A 21,504-nucleotide genomic window follows, 5' to 3' on the forward strand; every position below is an offset into this window, starting at 1 on the left:
TTATTTCATAAAAATAGGATCAAATGCCTTCAGCCGGAGGAAGCGCCACGGGCTCCTCTCCGCGCACGTGGTTCCGGCCCGCCATCTTGGCCGCGTAGAGCGCCTTGTCGGCACGGCCATAGATGGAGGTGAAATCGTCACCCGGGCGCACCGCCGCCACGCCACAGGAGAAGGTGTAGGAGAAGTCCGGCATATCGGGCAGCGGGCGGGAGCCGCGCACCGCCGCCAGCATGCGCTCGACGATGCGGATGCCCTCATCGAGCTCCGTGTCCGGCAGCACGAGCACGAACTCCTCGCCGCCGATGCGCCCGAAGCAATCGGACCGGCGCACCTGGCCGCTGATGCAGCGGGCGAAATCACGCAGGATCGCGTCGCCGGCCTGATGGCCATAGCTGTCGTTGATGTACTTGAAATTATCGAGATCGAGCACGCACAGGGATCCGGGCACCCGCGGCCCGTGCACCAGGGCGGAATGCGCGAGCATGGTCTCGATGCGGGCGATGACGAAGCGGCGATTCGCAACGCCGGTCAGGTCGTCGGTGTGGGCGGCGCGCAACGCCTCGTCGCGGTCGCGGCGCACCGCGCGCACGTCCGCGCGCAGCTTGGTGATGTCGCAGCCCACGCACAGGCGCCAGCCATCGGGACCCACGCTTTCCTGCAGCAGCAGCCAGCGGCCGTCTGGGAGCTTTACCTCCACCTTGCGAGGCGCGGCGGTGCAGGTCGCAACCGCTTCGGCCACCCAGGACTCGATGTCGGCCCCCTCCAGCACCACCCCGGTGTTCAAGGCCAGGTTGCGGCGCATCAGGTCGGCCCAGCCGAGCAGCTCGCCGGCGGCGATGCCATAGGCCGCGCGGTAAGCGGCATTGGCATGTCGCAGGAATCCGCCACCATCGAACGCGGCGAAGAGAGCCGGGCTCTCCTCCTGGAGCTGAAGCAGTTGGGCCGCCAAATCAGTCATAATCGTACCGAACATAACCGAGAATTACCTGCGGCGGGAGATACGACGATGACGGTGACGCCCGCATCCACCAGATGGCATACGAACCTTGCATGCAGCCATCGCATGGCGGTCGCCTCCGCGGAAGCCTTGAAAAGAGCCCGCAACTCTGGTCTGACACGCCCCTTCCGGAGACTGACATGAGCGCCTGCGGCCTGGATTTCGGCACATCGAACACCACACTCGGCATTCTGACGGAAGGCCGGGCCCGCCTGTGCGCGCTCGAGGGCGCCCACCTCACGGTGCCAAGCGCCGTGTTTTTCGGCACGGACGGCACCTATCGCATCGGCCGCGCGGCCATCGAGGCCTATGTGGAGGGCGTGGAAGGCCGGCTCATGCGCGGGCTCAAATCCGTGCTCGGCAGCGCGCTGATCGACGAGGCGACGCGAATCGGCCGCGAGCGCGCGCCCTTCCGCACCGTCATCACCCGCTTTTTGGCGGAAGTGAAGCACCGGGCCGAGGCCACCGCCGGCCGCCCCCTCGACGCGGTGGTGCATGGGCGCCCGGTACACTTCGTGGACGGCGACCCGGAGGGCGACCGCAAGGCCGAGGATACCCTGCGCCTCATTGCCGGCGAGATCGGCTTTCGGGATGTGCTGTTCCAGTACGAGCCCATCGCCGCGGCCCTCGACTACGAACAGCAGATCGACGCCGAGGAACTGGCGCTGATCGCGGACATCGGCGGCGGCACCTCCGACTTCTCCATCGTCCGCATCAGCCCGGAGCGGCGCGCGCAGGCCGAGCGCGGCGACGACATCCTGGCCAATGACGGCGTGCGCATCGGCGGCACCGATTTCGACCGGGTGCTGAGCCTCAGCACGCTGATGCCGCTTCTGGGCTATGGCAGCCCCATGCGTGGCAAGAATATCGACGTGCCGTCGAGCTATTTCCACGACCTTGCCAGCTGGCACTCCATCAATCGCGTCTATGAGCCCAAGGTGGCGCGGGAAATCCGCGAGGTGAAGCGCGATGCCATGGAACCCGAGCGCCTGGAACGCCTGGAACAGGTGATCGAGGAGCGCCGCGGCCACGCTTTGGCCGGTGCGGTGGAGGGCGCCAAGATCGGCCTTGCCGAGGCGCCGGACACGCATATTCCGCTGGAGTGGCTGAAGGCGGGCTTCACCCTGGGCATCAGCCGCCAGGAGCTGAAGGAAAACACCGCCGAGCTGGCCGCCCGAATCTCCCGCCGCATCGATACGGTGCTGAAGCAGGCCGGGGTGGGCGCGGAGCGCATCGATGCGCTCTTCCTCACCGGCGGGTCCACGCGCCTTGCCCATGTGCGCGCCGCCATCACCGCGGCCCTGCCCACCGCCAAGGTGGTGGAGGGCGACACCTTCGGCTCGGTGGGGGTCGGCCTCACCATCGCGGCGGGGCGCCGCTTCCCGCAGTGAAAGCGGGGCCCCTGCCCCGCCCCTGAGCGCCCGGGCGAATCCCTGCCAGACGCAAAAAAGGCATCCCGGCGTGGTCGCCAGGATGCCCTGAAAATGCTGGCGCCTCTCAATGGGCGCCTGGCAAGGCTCAGCTTTTGAAATGCAGCTCGCCTTGTGTGACGGCGGACGCCCGATAGCCCGCGCCGCCGCCAGCACACCGCAAGGCGATCACCCCCACCACGGAAGCGGCGGTGATCAGCCCCATCACCTTCTCACTTGGCGGAGAGGCCGGCGAAGGTGGCGGACGGGATGCGGAAGAAGCCGCGGCCGTTGGACAGGGTCTGGTAATAGGAAGAGGCACCGGCCAGCAGGCGCTCATACCAAGCCTTGGGGCTCACGCCCTCAGGGCAGCTGTCGATGGTCCACACCTCGGCATTGGGGTGGAAGCGGACGTGAATGAGGACTTCATCGGCGGTCTGGGCAACGGCGGACATGGAATGCTCCGTGATGAATGCAGGGCTCGCCAAAAAGGCGACTGGAACCGAAGAGGCCCCGCATGTGGCTCTCTCACCTGCGGAAAACCCCTCGCTGGCAAGGTAAACACAGGCGCCGTGAGCAAACCTTGATCACGATCAAAAACCGCGCATTCAGGGCGCCGGCCTTGTCGCCGCCGGCCTCAGGCCCAGCCCCGCCGGCCGGCGGCAGCGCGGTGTCTTGCACACGGGATTGGCTTGCCTCGATCCGCATCAGGCCGTCTACACTAACGCCCACCTGGAATCGCGACGGCCCCCATGCGCCCCTTTCCCAAGCCCCGTGTCGATGCCCTGACCGATGGCATTTTTGCCTTCGCCATGACCCTGCTGGTGGTGGATATCCGCGTGCCGGAAGCGGTGGAGGTCACCTCGACGGAGGCTCTCTGGCAGCAGCTGAGCGCGCTCTCGCCGCAGGTGGTGGCCTATGTCATTTCGTTCTTCGTGCTCGCCGCCATGTGGCGCAACGTGATTTCCGTGCGTCACGACACGGACGAGGTGGCGGCCGGCCCCATGCATCTATGGTTGTGGTACCTGCTGTTCGTCACCATGGTGCCCTTCTCATCGGCCCTGGTGGGCCGCTATGGGCAGTTCCCGCCGGCGGTCTGGATCTATGGGGCCAACATGGCGGCCCTCGGCATCCTCTCCATCCCCCTGCACCGGCTGGAAATTCCAGAACCCATGCAGGCCGAGGCGCGGCGTGGAGAACGGCGCATGATGCTGTTCATCGTTTCCGCGCTGGCCTCCGTGCTGGTCAGCCTCAGGGCGCCGCACTACGCCATGTATGCCTACCTGCTCAACGTGCTGGGCCGCCTGCCGCCATTCCGCTGAGCGCCCTTGCCGGCAGCCTAACCCTTGCGCTTCTTCTTGCCCTTATCCTTGTCCTTGCCCTTCGGCTTGGCACTCTGCGGCCCCTTGGCACCCTTAGGCCCCTTGGCACCCTTAGGCCCCTTGGCACCCTTAGGCCAACGGACGGGCCAGGTGACCAGCCGGTCGATCAGCTCGAACACGCCGTAATCATCCTCCAGCCCCGCCACCCGGCCGGCCACGGAGATGCCCGCCGCGCGCACGCTGTCGCGGTCCCCGGAAACCAGCGGGTGCCAGAATGGCAGGTCCTGGCCCTCCTGGAGCAGGCGATAGGCGCAGGTGGGCGGCAGCCAGGAGAGGGTGGCAACCGCCTCGGGCGTGAGGCGAACGCAATCCTCCACCTTTTGCGAGCGGTTTGCATAATCGGAGCAGCGGCAGGTGCCGGTGTCGAACAGCTGGCAGGCGACGTCGGTATAGACCACGACGCCGGTTTCCTCGTCCTCCATCTTCACGAGGCAGCAGCGCCCGCAGCCGTCGCACAGGCTCTCCCACTGCTCGGCGTTCATGGCCGCGAGCGGCGTGGTGCGCCAGAAGGGCTGTTCGGGCTCGGTCCCGGCAGCGGGCGTGGAGGGGGCGGCGGGCGGCGTTTCAACGGGCGGCGTTTCAGCGGGCGGCTTCATGGGGCATCTTTAGAACATTTCCGCGATCCGCGGAAACGGGGAAATGCTCTAGCTTATTGAGCTGACGCACATTCTTCATACCCTCCGCGCTCGCCGGACGCCTCGCTCCCGGCTGGCGCCCGCCTCTCAATCCCACATCAGCACCATCTCGGACACCACCGGCCGCACTGCGCGCATGGCCGCATCGTCGGACCGAAACTCGCGATCGCCGCTCACCTTGGTGATGCGCTTGGGATCGGCCTCGGGCCCGGGCGCGAAGCGCAGCAGGATGCGGCAGCCGGACCGAGCCAGCTTGCCGCCGGACCACTCACCGGCCATGCCGCCATAATCCCACTCGAAGCCGGAAAGGACGAAGGGCCTGCCATTGGCAGCCTGCACCGCTTCCAGCGTGGAGCCGACGCCAATGCCCGCCGGCGTGCGCCAGCCCACCGCCCCTTCGCGCACCGTCAGCGATGCCGGCTCCTGGCGCCGGGCATCGTCCTGCCAGAGGATTTCCGCCCGCCGCACCGGATCATCGGGGAACAGGAGGGTGCCCTCCTCCTCCGCGCCCTCGGCGCCGGGGACTTTCGCGCGCTTCACCGCGGGCCCGCCGAAGACCTTCGCCAGGGTCGACTGGCTGGCCGATGCGACCAGGGGGCCGGAGCAATCGAAGCTCAGCTCCTGCGCCCGCGCCGGTATCGCCAGCAAGGCCGCCGTGGCAACGGCGACAACGGCTACGGCACGCGCTGCGATCCGGATCCCCATGACGGCCCCCTCACAGGACGTGGCCGAGAGAGGGTAGCCCAATATGACATCGCATCAAATCACAAGGCGCGGCGCTAATCGCGATCACAGGGCGCCGGAGGGGCTCAGCTCAGATAGCCGCGGGCCTTCAGATGCTGCACGATCTGGTCGGCCATTTCCTGCGGCGCGTGCACCCCGCCTTCCAGGCGGATCTCGGGGGATTCCGGCGGCTCGTAGGGGCTGTCGATGCCGGTGAAGTTCTTGATCTGGCCGGCGCGCGCCTTCTTGTAGAGCCCTTTCACATCGCGGCTTTCGGCCACCGCCAACGGGGTATCCACGAAGATCTCGACAAACTCGCCCGCGCCCATCAGCTCGCGCGCCATCTGCCGCTCGGCGCGGAAGGGCGAGATGAAGGACACCAGTGTGATGAGGCCGGCATCCACGAACAGCCGCGCCACCTCGGCCACGCGGCGGATGTTCTCCACCCGGTCCGCCTCGGTGAAGCCGAGATCGCGGTTGAGACCGTGGCGCACATTGTCGCCGTCGAGCATGTAGGTGTGGCGCCCCTCGGCGTTGAGCTTCTTCTCCACCAGGTTCGCCACCGTGGACTTGCCGGCGCCGGAGAGGCCGGTGAACCACAGCACCACCGGCTTCTGCCCCTTCATGGCGGCGCGGCTGTCCTTGGAGACGTTGAGCGCCTGCCAATGCACGTTGGTGGCGCGCCTCAAGCCGAAATCCACCATGCCGGCGCCGACCGTGAGGTTGCTCATGCGGTCGATGACGATGAAGGCCCCGGTCTCCGGCACGTCGGCGAACGGATCGAAAGCGATGGGCTCATGGGTGGCGAGGTTCACCACCGCCACCTCGTTGAGCTGGAGCGTCTTGGCGGCGAGATGCTGGAACGTGTTCACGTCCAGCTTGTGCTTGATCTCGGTGACCTGCGCCCCCACCGTGCGGGTGCCCATCTTGATGAGATAGGGCCGGCCCGGCAGCAGCGGCTCCTCATTCATCCAGATGAGATGGGCGGCGAACTGGTCGGACACTTCCGGCCGATCGGCGGCCGCCGCCAGCACATCGCCACGGGAGACGTCGACCTCGTCGGTAAGGGTGAGCGTCACCGCCTCACCGGCGCCGGCCTCCTCCAGGTCGCCATCCTTGGTGACGATGGACTTGACGCGGCTGGTGGCGCCGGAGCCGGCCACCACCACGGCGTCCCCCGGCCGCACGAAGCCCGACACGATGGTGCCGGAGAAGCCGCGGAAATCCAGATTCGGCCGGTTCACCCACTGCACCGGCATGCGGAACGGGCGGGCCAGAGCGTGGCTCTCCACCTCCACCGTCTCCAGGTGCTCCAGAAGGCTCGGGCCGGTATACCAGGGTGTGTTGGCGCTGCGCTCGATCACATTGTCGCCGAAGCGGGCGGACAGGGGGATGGGCACCAGGGTCTCGAAGCCGAAATCAGCCGCGAAATCAGCATAAGTGCGCACGATCTCGTCGAACCGCTCCTGGGAGAAATCCACGAGGTCGATCTTGTTCACCGCCAGCACCACATGGCGCAGGCCCAGCAGCTTCACGATGTAGGAATGCCGGCGGGTCTGGGTGAGGATGCCCTGGCGGGCGTCCACCAGGATCACCGCCAGGTCCGAATTGGACGCGCCGGTGGCCATGTTGCGGGTGTACTGCTCGTGGCCGGGCGTGTCGGCGACGATGAACTTGCGCTTGTCGGTGGCGAAGAAGCGATAGGCCACATCGATCGTGATGCCCTGCTCACGCTCAGCGGCAAGGCCATCCACCAGCAGCGCGAAATCCAGGTCCGCCCCGGCCGTCCCGTGCTTGCGGCTGTCGGCGGAAAGGGTGGCGAGCTGGTCCTCGAACAACAGCTTGGTGTCGTAGAGCAGGCGGCCGATGAGGGTGCTCTTGCCGTCGTCCACGCTGCCGCAGGTGAGGAAGCGCAGCAGGCTCTTGCCTTCCTGGGCGGCCAGATAATCGCTGAAGCTGGAAAATTCGGGCTGGGCGGACATCAGAAATAGCCCTCGCGCTTCTTCTTTTCCATGGAGGCGGCTTCGTCATGGTCGATGAGGCGGCCGGCGCGCTCGGAGGTGCGGGCCGTGAGCATCTCGCCCACGATGGCCTCCAGCGTATCGGCATCGCTCTCCACCGCGGCGGTGAGCGGGTAGCAGCCCAGGGTGCGGAAGCGGATGCGCTTCATCTGCGGCACCTCGCCGGGGTTCAGCGGCAGGCGCGCGTCATCCACCATGATGAGCTGCCCGCCCCGCTCCACCACCGGCCGCTCGGCCGCGAAATACAGCGGCACGATGGGGATGCGCTCGGCCAGGATGTATTGCCAGATATCGAGCTCGGTCCAGTTGGAGAGCGGGAACACGCGGATGCTCTCCCCCGCCTTCACCCGGGTGTTGTAGAGGTTCCACAGCTCCGGGCGCTGGGTCTTGGGGTCCCAGCCGTGATTGGCGGTGCGGAAGGAGAAGATGCGCTCCTTGGCGCGGCTCTTCTCCTCGTCCCGGCGGGCGCCGCCAAAGGCCGCGTCGAAGCCATGCTTGGTCAGCGCCTGCTTCAGCGCCTCGGTCTTCATCACATGGGTATAGAGGCTGGAGCCGTGGTCGAACGGATTGATGTTCTGCGCCAGCCCCTCGGGATTGGTATAGGTGATGAGCTCGAAGCCCAGCTCCTTGGCCATGCGGTCCCGGAAGGCGATCATCTCGCGGAACTTCCAGGTGGTGTCGATGTGCATCAGGGGAAAAGGCGGCTTGGACGGGTAGAACGCCTTCACCGCCAGATGCAGCATCACGGCCGAATCCTTGCCGATGGAATAGAGCATCACCGGATTGCGGAACTCGGACGCCACCTCCCGCATGATGAAGATGGATTCGGCCTCCAGACGCTTCAAATGCGTCATGCGCTCAGACGACATCGACCCGCACTCTCCTGCCTGCCCTGCCGGCCCCGGCATGGGCGCCCCTTGTGGGCACCTATTTCACCAGACATAGATGTCTTAAGAGATATAATCCATACAATTTTGATATGTAATTTATTTCACATCAAAATACAGTCGTTTTGGCATCACCGGCTGAAGGTGGCCACCAGCTCCACATGGGGGGAGTAGCGGAACTGGTCCACCGGCGTCACGCCGCCGAGCCGCCAGCCGCCATCCACCAGCAGCCGCGCGTCACGGGCGAAGGTGGTGGCGTTGCAGGAGACGTAGACGAGCCGCTCCACCTTGGCGGCGGCCAGCTCGCGGGCCTGGGCCTCGGCGCCCTGGCGGGGCGGGTCGATCACCACCGCGTCGAAGGCGGCCAGCTCCTGGGCCATCAGCGGGCGGCGGAACAGGTCTCGCGCCTCGCCCTTCACCGCCTTGAGGCCCGGCGCGTGGGCGGCCTTCAGGAGGGCGACGAGGGCCGGCGCGTGGCTTTCGGCAGCAAAGACGCGCCCACGGGCAGCCAGGCGCAGGGCGAACGTGCCCACCCCGGCGAACAGGTCCGCCACATGCTTCGCGCCCTCGGTGGCCGCGAGCACCGCCTGCGACAGCAATTCCTCGCCGGCGCGGGTGGCCTGCAGGAAGGCGGCCGGCGGCAGCTCCACCCGCGCGGCGCCCATGGCCAGCACCGGCGCGACCCGCTGCAGCACCAGCTCCCCATGGCGGGTGAGGCGCGCGAGATTGAAGCGGTCCGCCAGGGCGGCCACGTCCATCAGCAGCGCCGGCGGCAGCGGGCCGGAGCCGCGCACATCCATGTCGAGCCCGGTATCGGTGGCGATCACCTGGAGGTCGAGCGGCTTTTTCAGCGGCGCCAACACCTCCGCCACCGCGCGGGCGGCGGGCAGCGCCCGGTCCAGGCCCGGCGCCAGCACCGGGCAGGATTCCAGCGCCACCATGGCGTGCGACTTGCGCTCGGCAAAGCCCACCACCGTGCGCGGGCCATATTGTCGGGCATGGAAGATGACGCGCCGGCGCCCGTCGCCATGGGCGTCGATCAGCGGCGCCACCTCGGCGTCCAGGCCCTCGCGCCGCAGCGCCTCCACCACCAGGGTGCGCTTCCACTCGAAATAGGGCTCAAGGCTCCAGTGCTGGAGCAGGCAGCCGCCGCAGCGGCCGAAATGGGCGCAGGCCGGCGCCACGCGATCCGCGCTCGGCTCCAGGATCTCGGCCACGACGAGCCGCTCGCCCTCCAGGGCGCCGCGCACCGTCTCGCCGGGCAGCACATAAGGCATGAAAACGGGGCCGGCCGGCCCTTCGGCCACGCCGTCACCCTGCGCGCCCAGGCGGCGCACCTGAAGATCCACCATCGTCGCCGTCACGGGCGCTCCGCTCCCAGAAGATATTCCACATTGCCGTCGCCGCCGGTGATGGGCGACGGCACGAGCCCTGAAACCCGCCAGCCCAGGCTCGTCACGAAGTCCTCGCTGGCGGTGCAGACCTCCTGCCGCGCCGCCGGATCACGGACGATGCCCTTCTTCAGCGCATCCCGGCCAGCCTCGAACTGGGGCTTCACCAGCGCCACCAGCCGCGCGCGCGGGGCGGCGAAGGCCAGCGCCGCCGGCAGCACCTGCCGCAGCGAGATGAAGCTGACATCCACCACCACCAGGTCCACCGCTCCCGGTACCGCCGCGCGGTCCAGGCTCCGGATGTCGGTTTCCTCCATCAGGGTAATGTCCGGCCGGCCCCTCAGGCTGGCGTGGAACTGCTCGCGCCCCACATCCACGGCGAACACATGGGCGGCGCCCCGGCGCAGCAGCACATCCGTGAAGCCGCCGGTGGAGGCGCCCACATCCAGCGCGCGCAGCCCGATGGGATTGATTCCAAAGGCCTTCAGGCCCGCTTCCAGCTTCATGCCCCCGCGCGAGACGAAATCATGGACATCGCGCGCCTCGATGCGGGCATCTTCCGCCACCTCCGCCGCCGGCTTGGTGACGACGGCGCCATCCACCTTCACCAGCCCCGCGGCCAGCGCGGCCTGGGCCCGGGCCCGGCTTTCGAACAGGCCCCGCTCCACCAACAATCGATCAATGCGCATGCCCGGCGCCCTGCTCCAGCCCCGCCCCGACGTGCGGCTTTTCCACCTGCGGCCGAGCCTTGCGGCTGCCCCGCGACGCAAAGCCGTAGCTTGCGCCGTCGCGAGCGGATAAAGGCCGTGATATGCCAAGCCCGTTGGGGAAGCAAATTGACCATTGAGTGGCAAGGAAGCGCGATCCGGGACGGTCACGACCGCCGCCGGGGGCGTCGGCGCGCGACGGAACCGGGAACCATGCAGCAGACCAAGCCGAAGCGTGCACCAGCCGAAATCGCCCTGAGCCTCGTTTTTTCCAGCCTCCTGGCCCTCTGGCCGGGCGCGACGGGGGCCTGGGCGGCCACCTCCCACGGGGAAAGGGCCAAGCCCGCCAAGCACAGCGACGCCCCGAAGGACAATCGCGTGTGGCTGATCGCGCGGGCCGATGAAACCATCGTGCTGCGCTTCGGCGCGCCGGGAGCGGCGGACCCGGTCTTCGCCGTGGGGTGCCAGCCCAGTGCTGGCCTGCTGCAGTTCACCGTCGAGGTGAAGTCCGCCAAGATCCATTCGGGCGAAGGGGTGGCGCTTTCCCTGTCCGCCGGCAAGCGCCGGCTGGAGCTCGCCGCCTCCACCTTTCGCGGCGCCAGCGACGGGCTGGTGGTGGCGGAAGCGGCCGTGAGCTTTGACGAGCGCGTGCTCGACCTGCTCGCCGACGGGGACACCCTGACGGTGCGCGCGCCGGGCGCCACCGCCAGCTTTCCGCTAACCGGCGCCAAGATGAAGCTGGCCGATTTCCGCCGCGCCTGCCAGCCCCGGCGGTAGCCCGCAGCGCCTGGAGACGGGGCGTTAAGGCTCGCGCACGGACAGCGCGCGCGAGCCCCTTCAACTTCCCGTGACAGGCAGTATGATCCGCGCCGGATCAACTGGAACACGACCATGCTCCGCCCGCTCGTCCTCCTGCCCCTCATGTCCGTTGCCGCCACGGCGGCGCTCACGCTGCCGGCCACGGCTCAGCAGAAGATGTCGTGGCACCTCCAGCAGACCGAGGAGAGCGCCGCGCTCGTCTTCGGCGTGCCGGAGACCGACGAGGTGATGCTGTTCTTCCTCTGCAAGCCCGGCTCGGACAGCGTGACCGCGCAAAGCCAGATCGGCTCCAAGGGCCTGGAGCGGGAGGCCGCCGCACGGCTCATCCTGTCCACCGGCAGCGTCAAGAAGACGCTCAACGGCAAGGCCGTGGGCAATGAGGAGAACAATGCCGTGGACGTGGAAGCGCTCACCAAGCTCGCCGACGTCAAGGCGCTCCTGAAGGGCGGCTCCTCCCTCACCGTCGAGGTGAAGGGGATGAAGCAGAAGATCAGCCTTTCCGGCGCCGGCGAGGCCCTCACCGCCTTCGAGGCCGCCTGCAAGCCCAAGAATTGAAGCCGGACATGACCGAGGGCGGACAAAACTGACGCCCCGAGCGGCCAGTCACCGCCCCCTCTCGGGAGCGCCATGGCGGTGCCCGCGGCGCCGCCGCTTCCGTGCGGCACCACATCGCCCGCGCGGATCCGAGCCCCGCGGCTATGGCGCGCGGGACTGGGCACTCCTCCGCTCACGGAAGCGGAGAAATCCTTTAGCGTCTTGACTTAAAGCACTTTCCTCACGCGAACCGGGAGCCTCTTCGCTTGAAGACGCTCCCGCCCCGCGCGCAGCCCCCGGCCTCAGGCCGCGGCCACCTGTTTCAGGAAGCCGTCAATCTCGGTGTCGAGGCGCGTTGTCGCCGCTCCCACCGAGTGCGAGGCATCCTGCACGCGGGTCGCCGAGGCACTGGTGCCGGCCACCGCGATGTTCAGGCCGCCGATATCCGCCGCCACCTGGCTGGTACCGGCCGCAGCGCTCTCGATATTCGAGCTGATCTCCGTGGTGGCTACGGTCTGTTCCTCGATGGCGCCGGCGATGGCGGTGGCATAGTGCTCCACCTCTTCCATCAGGCTCACGATGGCCCGGATGGCGTCCACCGCCTCCGCCGTCTCGGTCTGGACCGAGGAGATGTGCTGCGCGATGTCATGGGTGGCCCGCGCGGTCTGCTCCGCAAGGTCCTTCACTTCCGCCGCCACCACGGCGAACCCGCGCCCCGCCTCGCCGGCGCGCGCGGCCTCTATGGTGGCGTTCAAGGCCAGCAGGTTGGTCTGCTGCGCGATGGCCTCGATCAGCCCCACCACCTCACCGATGCGGGAGACGGCCTCCGCCAGGCCGGCAATCTTGGTATTGGCAACGCCCGCCCCTTCGGTGGCCTTACCCACCATCTGCTCGGTGCGCGCGATCTGCTGGGCGATCTCGGAGATGGAGGCGCTCAGCTCTTCCGCCGCGCCAGCCACGGCCTGCACATTGCCCGATGCGCTCTGCGAGGTCTGAAGCGCCGACGCGGAGTCGCGCTGGCTCGTCTCGGCCGCTCCGATCAGCGCGCCGGACACGGTATCGAGCTCACGCATGGCGCCGTTGACATCATTGATCACGGTGTTTGCCGTCTGGCGGAAGCCCTGGATCAACGCGTCGATCCGGGCCTGGCGGGCCATGCGGGCCTCGTTCGCCTGCTGGGCGGCGGCCTCGTGTTCCCTGCGCGCGATGGCATTGAGGCGGAACACGTCCACCGCCCGCGCCATCTCGCCGATCTCGTCCTTGCGGTCCATGTCGTCCACCGCGATCGAGGTGTCGTCGCTGGCCAGAAGACGCATCTTCTCGGTCATGCGGTGGATCGGGCGCGCCAGGGCGCCGGCACCGAAGAACACCAGCACCAGGATAAGGGCCAGCGTCACCACCGCCGTCAGCAGCAGCTTGTTCCGCGTGTCCGTAACGGTGGCGAACAAGGTGGCCTCCGGCACGCTCATCACCAGCACCCAGCGCTCATTGACCCCTGACAGCGTGACCGGCGCCGCCATCAGCGACCATGTGCCCGTCGCGTCCTCCCGCTGCCCGGTCGCGGTCTCGCCCCGCTTGGCGGCATCGAGCAGCGCCCTGAGCGACGGGTCCGTGACCGGCTTGCCGAGGAGCTTGGGATCGCTGTTGGCGATCCACAGATCATTCGTGCCCACCAGCGCCACCCGGCCATCGCCAAAGGGCCGCAGCGTCTGCACGAAACGGGTGATGCCGGTCAGCGGCAGATCGGTGGTGACGATGCCGATGGGCTTGCCGTTGCGGCGCACCACCACGCTGCTGGTGGTCATCAGCAGGTTCTCGCCGTTCACGGGATATTCGTAAGGCGGGGTGACCAGGGCCCGGTTCTCGCGCACCGGCCGATCATACCAGTTCTCGGTGCCGGCCTCCTTGGTCATGACGAGCTTTTCGACATCCACGGAGCCGTCGGGCTTATGGAAGAAATAGGGCACGAAGCGCCCGGCCGCGTCAGAGTAGGGGTGGGAGACGAAATCGGCGTCCCGGCCTTCCAGCCCATTGGGTTCGAAGGCCAGCGTCATGCCCACCAATTGGGGATTTTCGCGCACCATGCGCAGCATCAGGCCGCCGAGCGCGTCCCGATCCACCATGTTCGCCTCAAGCAGCCCCTCCACCGCCAGCGCGCCCGATTGCGCGATGGTGATGGAACGGGACATCTGCGCGGCAATGGTCTGCTCATATTGGCCAAGCAGCGCCTCGGCGCGTGCCTCCGCGTCCCGCGTGGCGGCCCGGGCAGACACCCACAGGCTGACGCCCGCCACAACCAGCATGGACAGGATGCTCAACGCACCCGCAGCAAGGACGAGTTTCGTCCGGATGCCCAGATCGGCCAAACGCATGATACACTCCCCGCCCGCCATAGTCACTTACGGGATACTTCTAGCTGTACCCAATGACCACGGATTGACAGCGAGTCGCAATCCTATCCGGAATAAAATACCTTCGGCAATCCGGAGACTTAGGCCGGATCGCCGAGCCCGCCCGCCGTTTCGATAAAGCGCGCCACGGCCTCCACCCCGCTGCCATTGCGGATGGCGGAGAAGACGTAAGGTCGCCCGGCGCGCATGCGGATGGTGTCGTCTTCCATCACCTTGAGGTCGGCTCCCACCAGCGGCGCGAGGTCGGTCTTGTTCACCACCAGCAGGTCCGAGCGGGTGATGCCGGGCCCGCCCTTGCGCGGGATCTTCTCGCCACCCGCCACGTCGATCACATAGATGGTGATATCGGCCAGCTCCGGGGAAAAAGTGGCGGCCAGGTTGTCCCCGCCGGATTCGATCAGCACCACGTCGAGCGCCGGAAACTTCGCCTGCATGTCGGCCACCGCCCGCAGGTTGATGGAGGCATCCTCGCGAATGGCCGTGTGCGGGCAGCCGCCGGTTTCCACCCCCAGGATGCGCTCGGGCGGCAGGGCGCCGGCCACCGTGAGCAGGCGCGCATCCTCCTTGGTGTAGATGTCGTTGGTGATGGCGCAGACGTCGTAGCGATCGCGGAAGGCCTTGCACAGGGCCTCCATGAGCGCCGTCTTGCCCGAGCCGACGGGCCCGCCAATGCCGACGCGCAGGGGGGATTTGCTGGAGCTCATGAGCGGAACAGCCTCGTATATTGGGTTTCGTGGCGAAAGCTGCCGAGATCGGCGCGAAAGGTGGCGCTGCCGATCTCATCCAGCGTGAGCGCGGGCGCCTCCGCCGCGAGCGCGCGGGCGTGGGGCGCCAGGGCCGCCACCACCTTCGTGCCCGCCGTCTGGCCAATGGGGGCAAGGCGCACGGCGGCCGAGACGAGATTTTGCGCCAGGCCGAGAAGGAAGGCTTCCAGCACCGGCGCGAGCGCGATGCCATGGGCCGCGCCCGCCAGCCCCAGCGCCACCGCATAGGCGGCCTCCGGCACCAGCAGCGGGGCGAATTCGGCCAAGCGCGGCGCGGGCCACGCGGCGCTCACCGCATCAAGGAAGGAGCGGCCCTGCTGGCAGGTCTCCAGCCGCAGCTCGGCGGAGGGCGCGAGCGCCACGGCCAGGTCATTCACATCCCGCAGCGTGTGCCCGTTGCCCGCGTGAGCGGCAGCATAAGAGTGGGCGAGAAGGATGGCATCGGTGCGCGCGAAGCCGTGGGCGAACACGTCTTCCAGCCACGACAGCAGCTGCGCGGGGGTCTCGACGTCGCCGGCCTCCACCGCCCATTCGAGGGCGTGGGAATAGGCATAGGCCCCCACCGGAAAGGCCGGCGAGAGCCATGCGAACAGCGGCAGCAGGCCAAGCGTCACGCCCCCGCCGGGTGGGGGCTCGCCGGCCGCATCCCCCACCGCGCCGCCACGCGATACGGAATGCGCAAGGGGGGCCGGCTCATTGGGCGGCTCCACCGCCGTCGCAACGCTGAGGCCGGCGGCCGATGGCCCGTTCGTGACCGCGATATCAGCCATGCCGTTGGCTGTGGCCCGCGCCGTGATCATAGGCATGCGCGTGCGCCCCCTCATGGGCGTGCTCACCAGCCTGGGGCTGCGAGCTTTCATGCCCGTGGCCGTGGTGCTCGTGGCCGTGGCTCTCGTGGCCATGGTGCCCGTGGGCATCCTCATGGGGGTGATCATCGGCATGCTCATGGGCATGGTCGTGCCCACAGCCCGGGCCATGGACATGGCCTTCGTGCCCGTGCTCGTGGGCGTGGTGTTCATGGTCATGCCCGCAGCCGGGGCCATGAACGTGCTCTTCATGCCCACAGCCGGGCCCGTGCACATGCTCTTCCCCATGCGCGTGAGCGTGCTCGTGGTGGGCATGGCCATCATGATCGTGGTCGTGATGGCCGCCATGGGCGGCGGCAGCCTCGTAGGCGCCCTTTTCGGGGCGGAAGGGGCGCTCCACGACGGCGGTGGCGGCGCCCAGGCCGCGCACCATCTCCATCAGCACATGGTCGTCCGCGAAATAAATGGCGTCCTCGGTGAGCTCGGCGGGAACGTGCCGGTTGCCCAGGTGCCACGCCACCTTCATGAGCCGCAGGGGGCTTGCGGTGCGCACCTCGATCAGCCGCTCGGGCGCCGCCTTGATGCGCACAAGGCGGCCGTCCTCCAGCTTCACCGCATCGCCATCGTCGAGCACGGCCGCTTTGTCGAGGTCGAGCAGGAAGGCGAGGCCCCCATCGGCGGTGAAGGCGAAGCGGCGGCGGTGGCGGGCCTGGTGATCGAGGGTCAGCTCATCGGCAACCCGCTCGGTGCGGACGGCGGGGCGGCGGACAATGGTGGTGGCGCGGATCATTTCATCCTCCGGGATCATCTCCCGATCTCAATCTACAGCATTCCCGCCGGAAGCCCGGCGTGGACGGCGTCAGAACAAGAAGTAACGCTGGGCCATGGGCAGGCTTTCCGCCGGCTCGCACACCAGCAATTCGCCATCAGCGCGCACGTCGTAGGTTTCCGGGTCCACCTCGATGACCGGGGTGGCGTCGTTGTTGACCATGCTCTTCTTGGAGATGCCGGAGCGCGTATTTTCCACCGCCACCAGCTCCTTGGAAACCGCAAGGCGCGCCGCCAGCCCATCTTCCAGCGCCGCCTTGGACACGAAGGTGAGGGAGGTGTGGGCCAGCGCCCGGCCAAAGGCGCCGAACATGGGCCGGTAGTGCACCGGCTGCGGCGTGGGGATGGAGGCGTTGGGATCGCCCATCTGCGCCATGGCGATGGCTCCGCCCTTGATGACCAGATCCGGCTTCACGCCGAAAAAGGCCGGGGTCCACAGCACCAGATCCGCCAGCTTGCCCTGCTCCACCGAGCCGATCTGGCGCGACATGCCATGGGCGATGGCGGGATTGATGGTGTATTTGGCGATGTAGCGGCGGGCGCGCAGATTATCGCTGGTCGTTTCGCCGGGCAGGTGGCCGCGCTGGCGCTTCATCTTATCCGCCGTCTGCCAGGTGCGGATGATGACCTCGCCCACCCGGCCCATGGCCTGGCTGTCCGAGCTCATCATGGAAAGCGCGCCGAGATCGTGCAGGATGTCCTCCGCCGCAATGGTCTCCTTGCGGATGCGGCTTTCGGCGAAGGCCAGATCCTCCGCGATCTCCGGGTCGAGATGATGGCACACCATGAGCATGTCGAGATGCTCGTCGATGGTGTTGCGGGTGTAGGGCCGGGTCGGATTGGTGGACGAGGGCAGCACGTTCGGCAGGCCCGCCACCTTGATGATGTCCGGCGCATGGCCGCCGCCCGCCCCTTCCGTGTGGAAGGCGTGGATGGTGCGGCCCTTGAAGGCGGCGATGGTGTCTTCCACGAAGCCCGATTCGTTCAGCGTGTCGGTGTGGATCATCACCTGCACGTCGAGGGCATCGGCCACCGAGAGGCAGCAGTCGATGGCCGCCGGGGTCGTGCCCCAATCCTCATGCAGCTTCAGCGCCGCCGCGCCCGCAAGCACCATCTCTTCCAGCGCGGCGGGGCGGGATGCGTTGCCCTTGCCGGCGAAGGCGAGGTTCATGGGAAAGGCGTCGGCCGCCTCGATCATACGGGCGATGTGCCAGGGCCCCGGCGTGCAGGTGGTGGCGTACGTGCCCGTTGCAGGGCCGGTGCCTCCGCCCAGCATGGTGGTGACGCCGGAGGACAGTGCCTCCTCGATCTGCTGCGGGCAGATGAAGTGAATGTGGCTGTCGAAGCCGCCGGCGGTGAGGATCTTGCCCTCGCCCGCGATGATCTCCGTGCCGGGGCCGATGATGATGTCGACGCCATCCTGAGTATCGGGATTGCCGGCCTTGCCGATCTTGGCGATGCGCCCGTTCTTCAGGCCCACATCGGCCTTCACCACCCCCCAATGGTCGAGGATGACGGCATTGGTGATGACCGTATCCATGGCGCCATCGGCATTGGGCACCTGGGATTGGCCCATGCCGTCGCGGATCACCTTGCCGCCGCCGAACTTCACCTCCTCCCCATACCGGGTGAAGTCCTTCTCCACCTCGATGAAAAGGGAGGTGTCGGCGAGCCGCACCTTGTCGCCCACCGTGGGGCCGAACATGTGGGCATAAGCGGAGCGGGGCATTCTTGCGGACATATCCGGCTCCTCAGTGGCTCGCGCCGTCGTGCTCGACAGGGGTCAGGCTCTTTACGTCCACGCCGTCGAGGCAGCGGGCATTGATGGCCACCATGGCGGTGCCGTCCGGCGCCGCGCCCCGCGAAAAGGACTGGATGCCGCAGGTGGAGCAGAACAGGTGATGGATCTTGCGGGTATTGAACAAGTATTCGGTGGTCGCCCCCTCACCGGACACGAGCTTGAACGCGCTTTCGGGCGCGAAGGTCAGGATGGCGCCCAGCTTGCGGCAGCGCGAGCAATTGCAGGTCACGGTGTGGTCGAGGTCCGCATCCACCTCATAGCGCACGGCGCCGCACTGGCAGCCGCCGAAATAATGCTGAACCGCCATCTCAAAGATCCCCCATCACCTGACCCCGGAAGCCCTGCACCTTGCGCCCGCCGCCAAAGGGCACCAGCCGCACCTCCCGCGTGGCGCCGGGCTCGAAGCGCACCGCCGTGCCGGGGGCGATGTCGAGCCGCATGCCGCGCGCCTTCTCCCGCTCGAACGACAAGGCCGGGTTGGTCTCATAAAAATGGTAGTGGCTGCCCACCTGGATAGGCCGGTCGCCCGTATTGGCGACCGTGAGCGTCACCGTCTCGGCGCCCTCGTTGAAGACGATATCGCCCGGCCGCGCCGCGATCTCCCCCGGCACCAGCTCAGAGGGCGCCCCGCGGATGGGGTGGTGGACGGTGACGAGCTTGGTGCCGTCGGGAAAGGTCGCCTCCACCTGGATGTCGTGGATCATGTCGGCGATGCCATCCATCACCTGGTCGGTGGTGAGCACGCGGGCGCCTTCATCCATCAGCTCGGCCACGGTCCGGCCGTCGCGCGCGCCCTCCACCACGAAGTCGGTGATGAGCGCCACCGCCTCCGGATGGTTCAGCTTCACCCCGCGGGCGAGGCGCTTGCGGGCCACTTCGGCGGCCATGGCGATGAACAGCTTGTCCTTTTCGCGCGGCGTCAGCAGCACGGCTCTTCTCCCTGTCCTGGCGATTCCACCCGCTCCCCCCGGTCTTCGACCGGTACCGAATGGGCCCGCTCAAACGCCGCGCGGGCTCGGCCAATGGCCCGTGCGTCACACTCACGCGCCTTTGGCATCACGTGGCCCACACCCGGGGCAGCGGCCGGCCCCGGAAGCCTATCAGAAACGAGCCGGCCGCACGGCGCAATGTGGCGCTGTCGGCGGCCAGCCAGCGCACGGCCAGAAGGCCGTTCCAGGCGCTCGCCCCGAATTCGCAAGGTCCGCCCGGCTCGGCGGCGGCCAGCAGGGCGCGCGCATCCTCAAGGCGCCCCTCGGCATCGGGAGCGACGTAAAGCAGGGTGCCGAACGCCCGGTGGCCCGCCGCCACCGCCGGCCGCGCCAGCAGCGCGCCGAGCGGGCCAGTCAGGCGCAGCGCATCAGCAAAGGCAAGGCGCCCATCTCGGCGCACCCGCCAATGGTCCTCCAGATGCCCCTCCCCCATCTCGTCCCCATGGGCAAGGCGGCCCAGCACCAGCGCCTCGAAGGACAGGAAGCGCGCATCGGCGGCAAGGTCCACTTCATAGCGCCGCCGCAGCCGGGCGCGGTCGAACAGGATGGTTTCCTGGGGCAGCCATTCCAGATGCGCCCCCGTCTCCGCCCTCAGCGCCACGTCGATCTCGGCCAGCGGGCCATCGGAGCGGTAGACCTTCTCGGCGGCGGGCGTGGTGAGGGTGAGATGGGCCCCGGCCTCCGCCCGCGCGGAAATGCGGAAGAGGTCGCCACAGGCGACGCCGCCGGCGGTGTTCACCACCACCGCTTCCACCCCCTCGCTGCCGCGCGGCAGGCGGGCGCGCAGGTTGCCCGCCTCAGCCAGATCCTTCAGGCGCGAGACGCCGCCGAACAGCGCCGCCGCCACATGCACCCGCCCCTCGCTGCGCTGGCGGCGCGGCGCCGGCGTCTGCGCAGGCAAGGTCACCCCAGATGGCCGGGTCACCTCAGATCGCCATGAGGCGGCGCACGTCGTCCCCATCCAGTCCGCTCCTGTCGCCGGAAGCCAGCACCTCGCCGCGATCCATCAGAATGAAGCTGTCGGCCAGCTCCTGGGCGAACTCGAAATACTGCTCCACCAGCACGATAGCCATATCCCCCTTGTCGCGCAGATAGGAGATGGCCCGGCCGATATCCTTGATGATGGACGGCTGGATGCCTTCGGTGGGCTCGTCCAGCAAGAGCAGGCGCGGGCGGGTGACCAGGGCGCGGCCAATGGCGAGCTGCTGCTGCTGTCCACCGGAAAGGTCGCCGCCGCGCCGCTTCAGCATGGAATTCAGCACCGGGAACAGCTCGAACACCTCATCGGGCACGAACTTGTCGCGGGAGGCGAGGCGCGCATAGCCCGTCTCCAGATTCTCCTTCACGGAGAGCAGCGGAAACACCTCACGCCCCTGGGGTACGAAGCCGATGCCGCGCGCGGCGCGATCGGGCGTGGAGAGCTTGGAGATCTCCTCGCCCTCCAGCGTGATGGAGCCGCCGGCAATGGGCCGCTGCCCCATGATGGCGCGCAGGAGCGAGGTCTTGCCCACCCCGTTGCGCCCCAGCACGCAGGTGACCTTGCCGGCCTCCGCCGTGAGCGAAACCTTCTTCAGCGTGTAGGCGGCGCCGTAATAGAGGTCGAGGTTATCCACCTTCAGCATGGCCCCTCACCTCCCCAGATAGACTTCGATGACGCGCTCGTCGGCGCTCACCTGGTCGAGCGGCCCCTCGGCAAGGACGGAGCCTTCGTGCAGCACCGTCACCTTCACGTCGAGGTCGCGCACGAACTGCATGTCGTGCTCCACCACCACCACCGAGCGGGTCTTGGCGATCTCCCGCAGCAGCACCGCCGTGTCGGCGGTCTCCTGGTCGGTCATGCCGGCGGCGGGCTCGTCCACCAGCAGCAAACGCGGCTCCTGGGCGAGCAGCATGCCGATTTCCAGCCACTGCTTCTGCCCGTGGGAGAGATCCCCCGCGCGGCGGAAGCGATGGTCCTGAAGCCGCACCCGCTCCAGAAGCTCGTCCACCCGCGCCTTCTCATATGCGGTGCGATGCCAGCGGATGTTGGCGAAAGCGCGCCGGTCCGCCTTCACGGCGAGCAGGATATTGTCCTCCACCGTGTGCATGTCGAACACGGTGGGGGTCTGGAACTTGCGGCCGATGCCGAGCTCGGCGATGGCAGCTTCGTCCAGGGTGGTGAGATCATGCACGCCGGCGAACAGGGCCGTGCCCGTATTGGGCCGGGTCTTGCCGGTGATGACATCCATCATGGTGGTCTTGCCGGCGCCATTGGGGCCGATGATGGCGCGCATTTCCTTGTCGCCGATCACCAGCGACAGGGCATTGAGCGCCCGGAAGCCGTCGAAGGACACGGTGATGGCGTCGAGATAGAGCAGCGCCGAGGTCACGGCCAAAGGGTCGCGCATGGGCCGCTCGGCC

Annotated in this window: 22 protein-coding genes; 4 read left to right on the top strand and 18 right to left on the bottom strand. The window is 67.9% G+C overall.

What is annotated here, in order from left to right:
• Positions 1 to 19: 19 nt before the first annotated feature.
• Complete coding sequence (locus V5F26_RS18230; protein ID WP_394055652.1) at positions 20 to 958, bottom strand: sensor domain-containing diguanylate cyclase; 939 nt, start codon at positions 956 to 958, stop codon at positions 20 to 22.
• Between the two features lie 179 nt (positions 959 to 1,137).
• On the opposite strand from V5F26_RS18230, the gene V5F26_RS18235 reads away from it, so the two are divergent.
• Positions 1,138 to 2,388 (top strand): Hsp70 family protein, encoded by a 1,251-nt coding sequence (locus V5F26_RS18235; RefSeq protein WP_394947157.1) that lies wholly within the window; start codon positions 1,138 to 1,140, stop codon positions 2,386 to 2,388.
• Positions 2,389 to 2,639: 251 nt separating this feature from the next.
• Here the strand turns inward: V5F26_RS18235 and V5F26_RS18240 are convergent, their stop codons facing one another.
• Positions 2,640 to 2,861: a hypothetical protein gene (locus tag V5F26_RS18240; RefSeq protein WP_234051794.1), complete on the bottom strand. Its 222-nt coding sequence runs from the start codon at positions 2,859 to 2,861 to the stop codon at positions 2,640 to 2,642.
• 297 nt (positions 2,862 to 3,158) lie between these two features.
• Between V5F26_RS18240 and V5F26_RS18245 the strand changes: the two genes are divergently transcribed.
• Entirely contained in the window at positions 3,159 to 3,728 is a 570-nt protein-coding gene (locus V5F26_RS18245) for a TMEM175 family protein (RefSeq protein ID WP_394947156.1), read from the top strand.
• Positions 3,729 to 3,745: 17 nt separating this feature from the next.
• Here V5F26_RS18245 and V5F26_RS18250 read toward each other — a convergent pair whose 3' ends face one another.
• From V5F26_RS18250 to V5F26_RS18275, 6 genes are all read right to left on the bottom strand, one after another.
• Positions 3,746 to 4,384 (bottom strand): YcgN family cysteine cluster protein, encoded by a 639-nt coding sequence (locus V5F26_RS18250; protein ID WP_394947155.1) that lies wholly within the window; start codon positions 4,382 to 4,384, stop codon positions 3,746 to 3,748.
• A gap of 126 nt (positions 4,385 to 4,510) precedes the next feature.
• Complete coding sequence (locus tag V5F26_RS18255) at positions 4,511 to 5,128, bottom strand: hypothetical protein (protein ID WP_394947154.1); 618 nt, start codon at positions 5,126 to 5,128, stop codon at positions 4,511 to 4,513.
• Positions 5,129 to 5,232: 104 nt separating this feature from the next.
• On the bottom strand, positions 5,233 to 7,128 hold the full coding sequence (cysN, locus tag V5F26_RS18260; RefSeq protein WP_394947153.1) for a sulfate adenylyltransferase subunit CysN: 1,896 nt from the start codon (positions 7,126 to 7,128) through the stop codon (positions 5,233 to 5,235).
• Positions 7,128 to 8,036, bottom strand: a complete 909-nt coding sequence (gene cysD / locus V5F26_RS18265) for a sulfate adenylyltransferase subunit CysD (RefSeq protein WP_234051790.1) — start codon at positions 8,034 to 8,036, stop codon at positions 7,128 to 7,130. Before cysD ends, cysN begins: the two co-directional genes overlap by 1 nt.
• A gap of 149 nt (positions 8,037 to 8,185) precedes the next feature.
• On the bottom strand, positions 8,186 to 9,406 hold the full coding sequence (locus V5F26_RS18270; RefSeq protein WP_394947400.1) for a class I SAM-dependent RNA methyltransferase: 1,221 nt from the start codon (positions 9,404 to 9,406) through the stop codon (positions 8,186 to 8,188).
• Between the two features lie 8 nt (positions 9,407 to 9,414).
• Entirely contained in the window at positions 9,415 to 10,134 is a 720-nt protein-coding gene (locus V5F26_RS18275; protein ID WP_234051789.1) for a TlyA family RNA methyltransferase, read from the bottom strand.
• Between the two features lie 231 nt (positions 10,135 to 10,365).
• Between V5F26_RS18275 and V5F26_RS18280 the strand changes: the two genes are divergently transcribed.
• A complete protein-coding gene (locus V5F26_RS18280) occupies positions 10,366 to 10,929 on the top strand; it encodes a hypothetical protein (protein WP_394947152.1) in 564 nt (187 codons plus the stop codon).
• Positions 10,930 to 11,043: 114 nt separating this feature from the next.
• The gene (locus V5F26_RS18285; RefSeq protein ID WP_394947151.1) at positions 11,044 to 11,526 is read left to right on the top strand and encodes a hypothetical protein; all 483 of its coding nucleotides are present in this window, start codon (positions 11,044 to 11,046) and stop codon (positions 11,524 to 11,526) included.
• Between the two features lie 281 nt (positions 11,527 to 11,807).
• Here the strand turns inward: V5F26_RS18285 and V5F26_RS18290 are convergent, their stop codons facing one another.
• The 10 genes from V5F26_RS18290 to urtD form a co-directional block, all read right to left on the bottom strand.
• Positions 11,808 to 13,877: a methyl-accepting chemotaxis protein gene (locus tag V5F26_RS18290; protein ID WP_394055669.1), complete on the bottom strand. Its 2,070-nt coding sequence runs from the start codon at positions 13,875 to 13,877 to the stop codon at positions 11,808 to 11,810.
• Between the two features lie 119 nt (positions 13,878 to 13,996).
• Positions 13,997 to 14,620, bottom strand: a complete 624-nt coding sequence (gene ureG, locus V5F26_RS18295; protein ID WP_234051785.1) for an urease accessory protein UreG — start codon at positions 14,618 to 14,620, stop codon at positions 13,997 to 13,999.
• Positions 14,617 to 15,486 (bottom strand): urease accessory protein UreF, encoded by an 870-nt coding sequence (locus tag V5F26_RS18300; RefSeq protein ID WP_394947150.1) that lies wholly within the window; start codon positions 15,484 to 15,486, stop codon positions 14,617 to 14,619. Before V5F26_RS18300 ends, ureG begins: the two co-directional genes overlap by 4 nt.
• Entirely contained in the window at positions 15,443 to 16,294 is an 852-nt protein-coding gene (ureE, locus tag V5F26_RS18305) for an urease accessory protein UreE (protein ID WP_394947149.1), read from the bottom strand. The genes V5F26_RS18300 and ureE overlap by 44 nt, the downstream gene beginning before the upstream one ends.
• Positions 16,295 to 16,345: 51 nt before the next feature.
• Entirely contained in the window at positions 16,346 to 18,055 is a 1,710-nt protein-coding gene (gene ureC, locus V5F26_RS18310) for an urease subunit alpha (protein ID WP_394947148.1), read from the bottom strand.
• A gap of 10 nt (positions 18,056 to 18,065) precedes the next feature.
• Positions 18,066 to 18,422: a GFA family protein gene (locus V5F26_RS18315; protein WP_234051783.1), complete on the bottom strand. Its 357-nt coding sequence runs from the start codon at positions 18,420 to 18,422 to the stop codon at positions 18,066 to 18,068.
• Position 18,423: 1 nt separating this feature from the next.
• Positions 18,424 to 19,044 (bottom strand): urease subunit gamma, encoded by a 621-nt coding sequence (locus V5F26_RS18320; protein ID WP_394947147.1) that lies wholly within the window; start codon positions 19,042 to 19,044, stop codon positions 18,424 to 18,426.
• Positions 19,045 to 19,171: 127 nt separating this feature from the next.
• Positions 19,172 to 20,065, bottom strand: coding sequence for an urease accessory protein UreD (locus tag V5F26_RS18325; RefSeq protein WP_394947146.1), 894 nt, complete (start codon positions 20,063 to 20,065; stop codon positions 19,172 to 19,174).
• On the bottom strand, positions 20,031 to 20,726 hold the full coding sequence (gene urtE / locus V5F26_RS18330) for an urea ABC transporter ATP-binding subunit UrtE (RefSeq protein ID WP_394055681.1): 696 nt from the start codon (positions 20,724 to 20,726) through the stop codon (positions 20,031 to 20,033). Before urtE ends, V5F26_RS18325 begins: the two co-directional genes overlap by 35 nt.
• Positions 20,727 to 20,732: 6 nt before the next feature.
• Entirely contained in the window at positions 20,733 to 21,491 is a 759-nt protein-coding gene (gene urtD, locus V5F26_RS18335) for an urea ABC transporter ATP-binding protein UrtD (RefSeq protein WP_394947399.1), read from the bottom strand.
• Between the last annotated feature and the right edge of the window lie 13 nt (positions 21,492 to 21,504).

The organism is Xanthobacter variabilis, from assembly GCF_043831965.2.
Classification (GTDB): domain Bacteria; phylum Pseudomonadota; class Alphaproteobacteria; order Rhizobiales; family Xanthobacteraceae; genus Xanthobacter.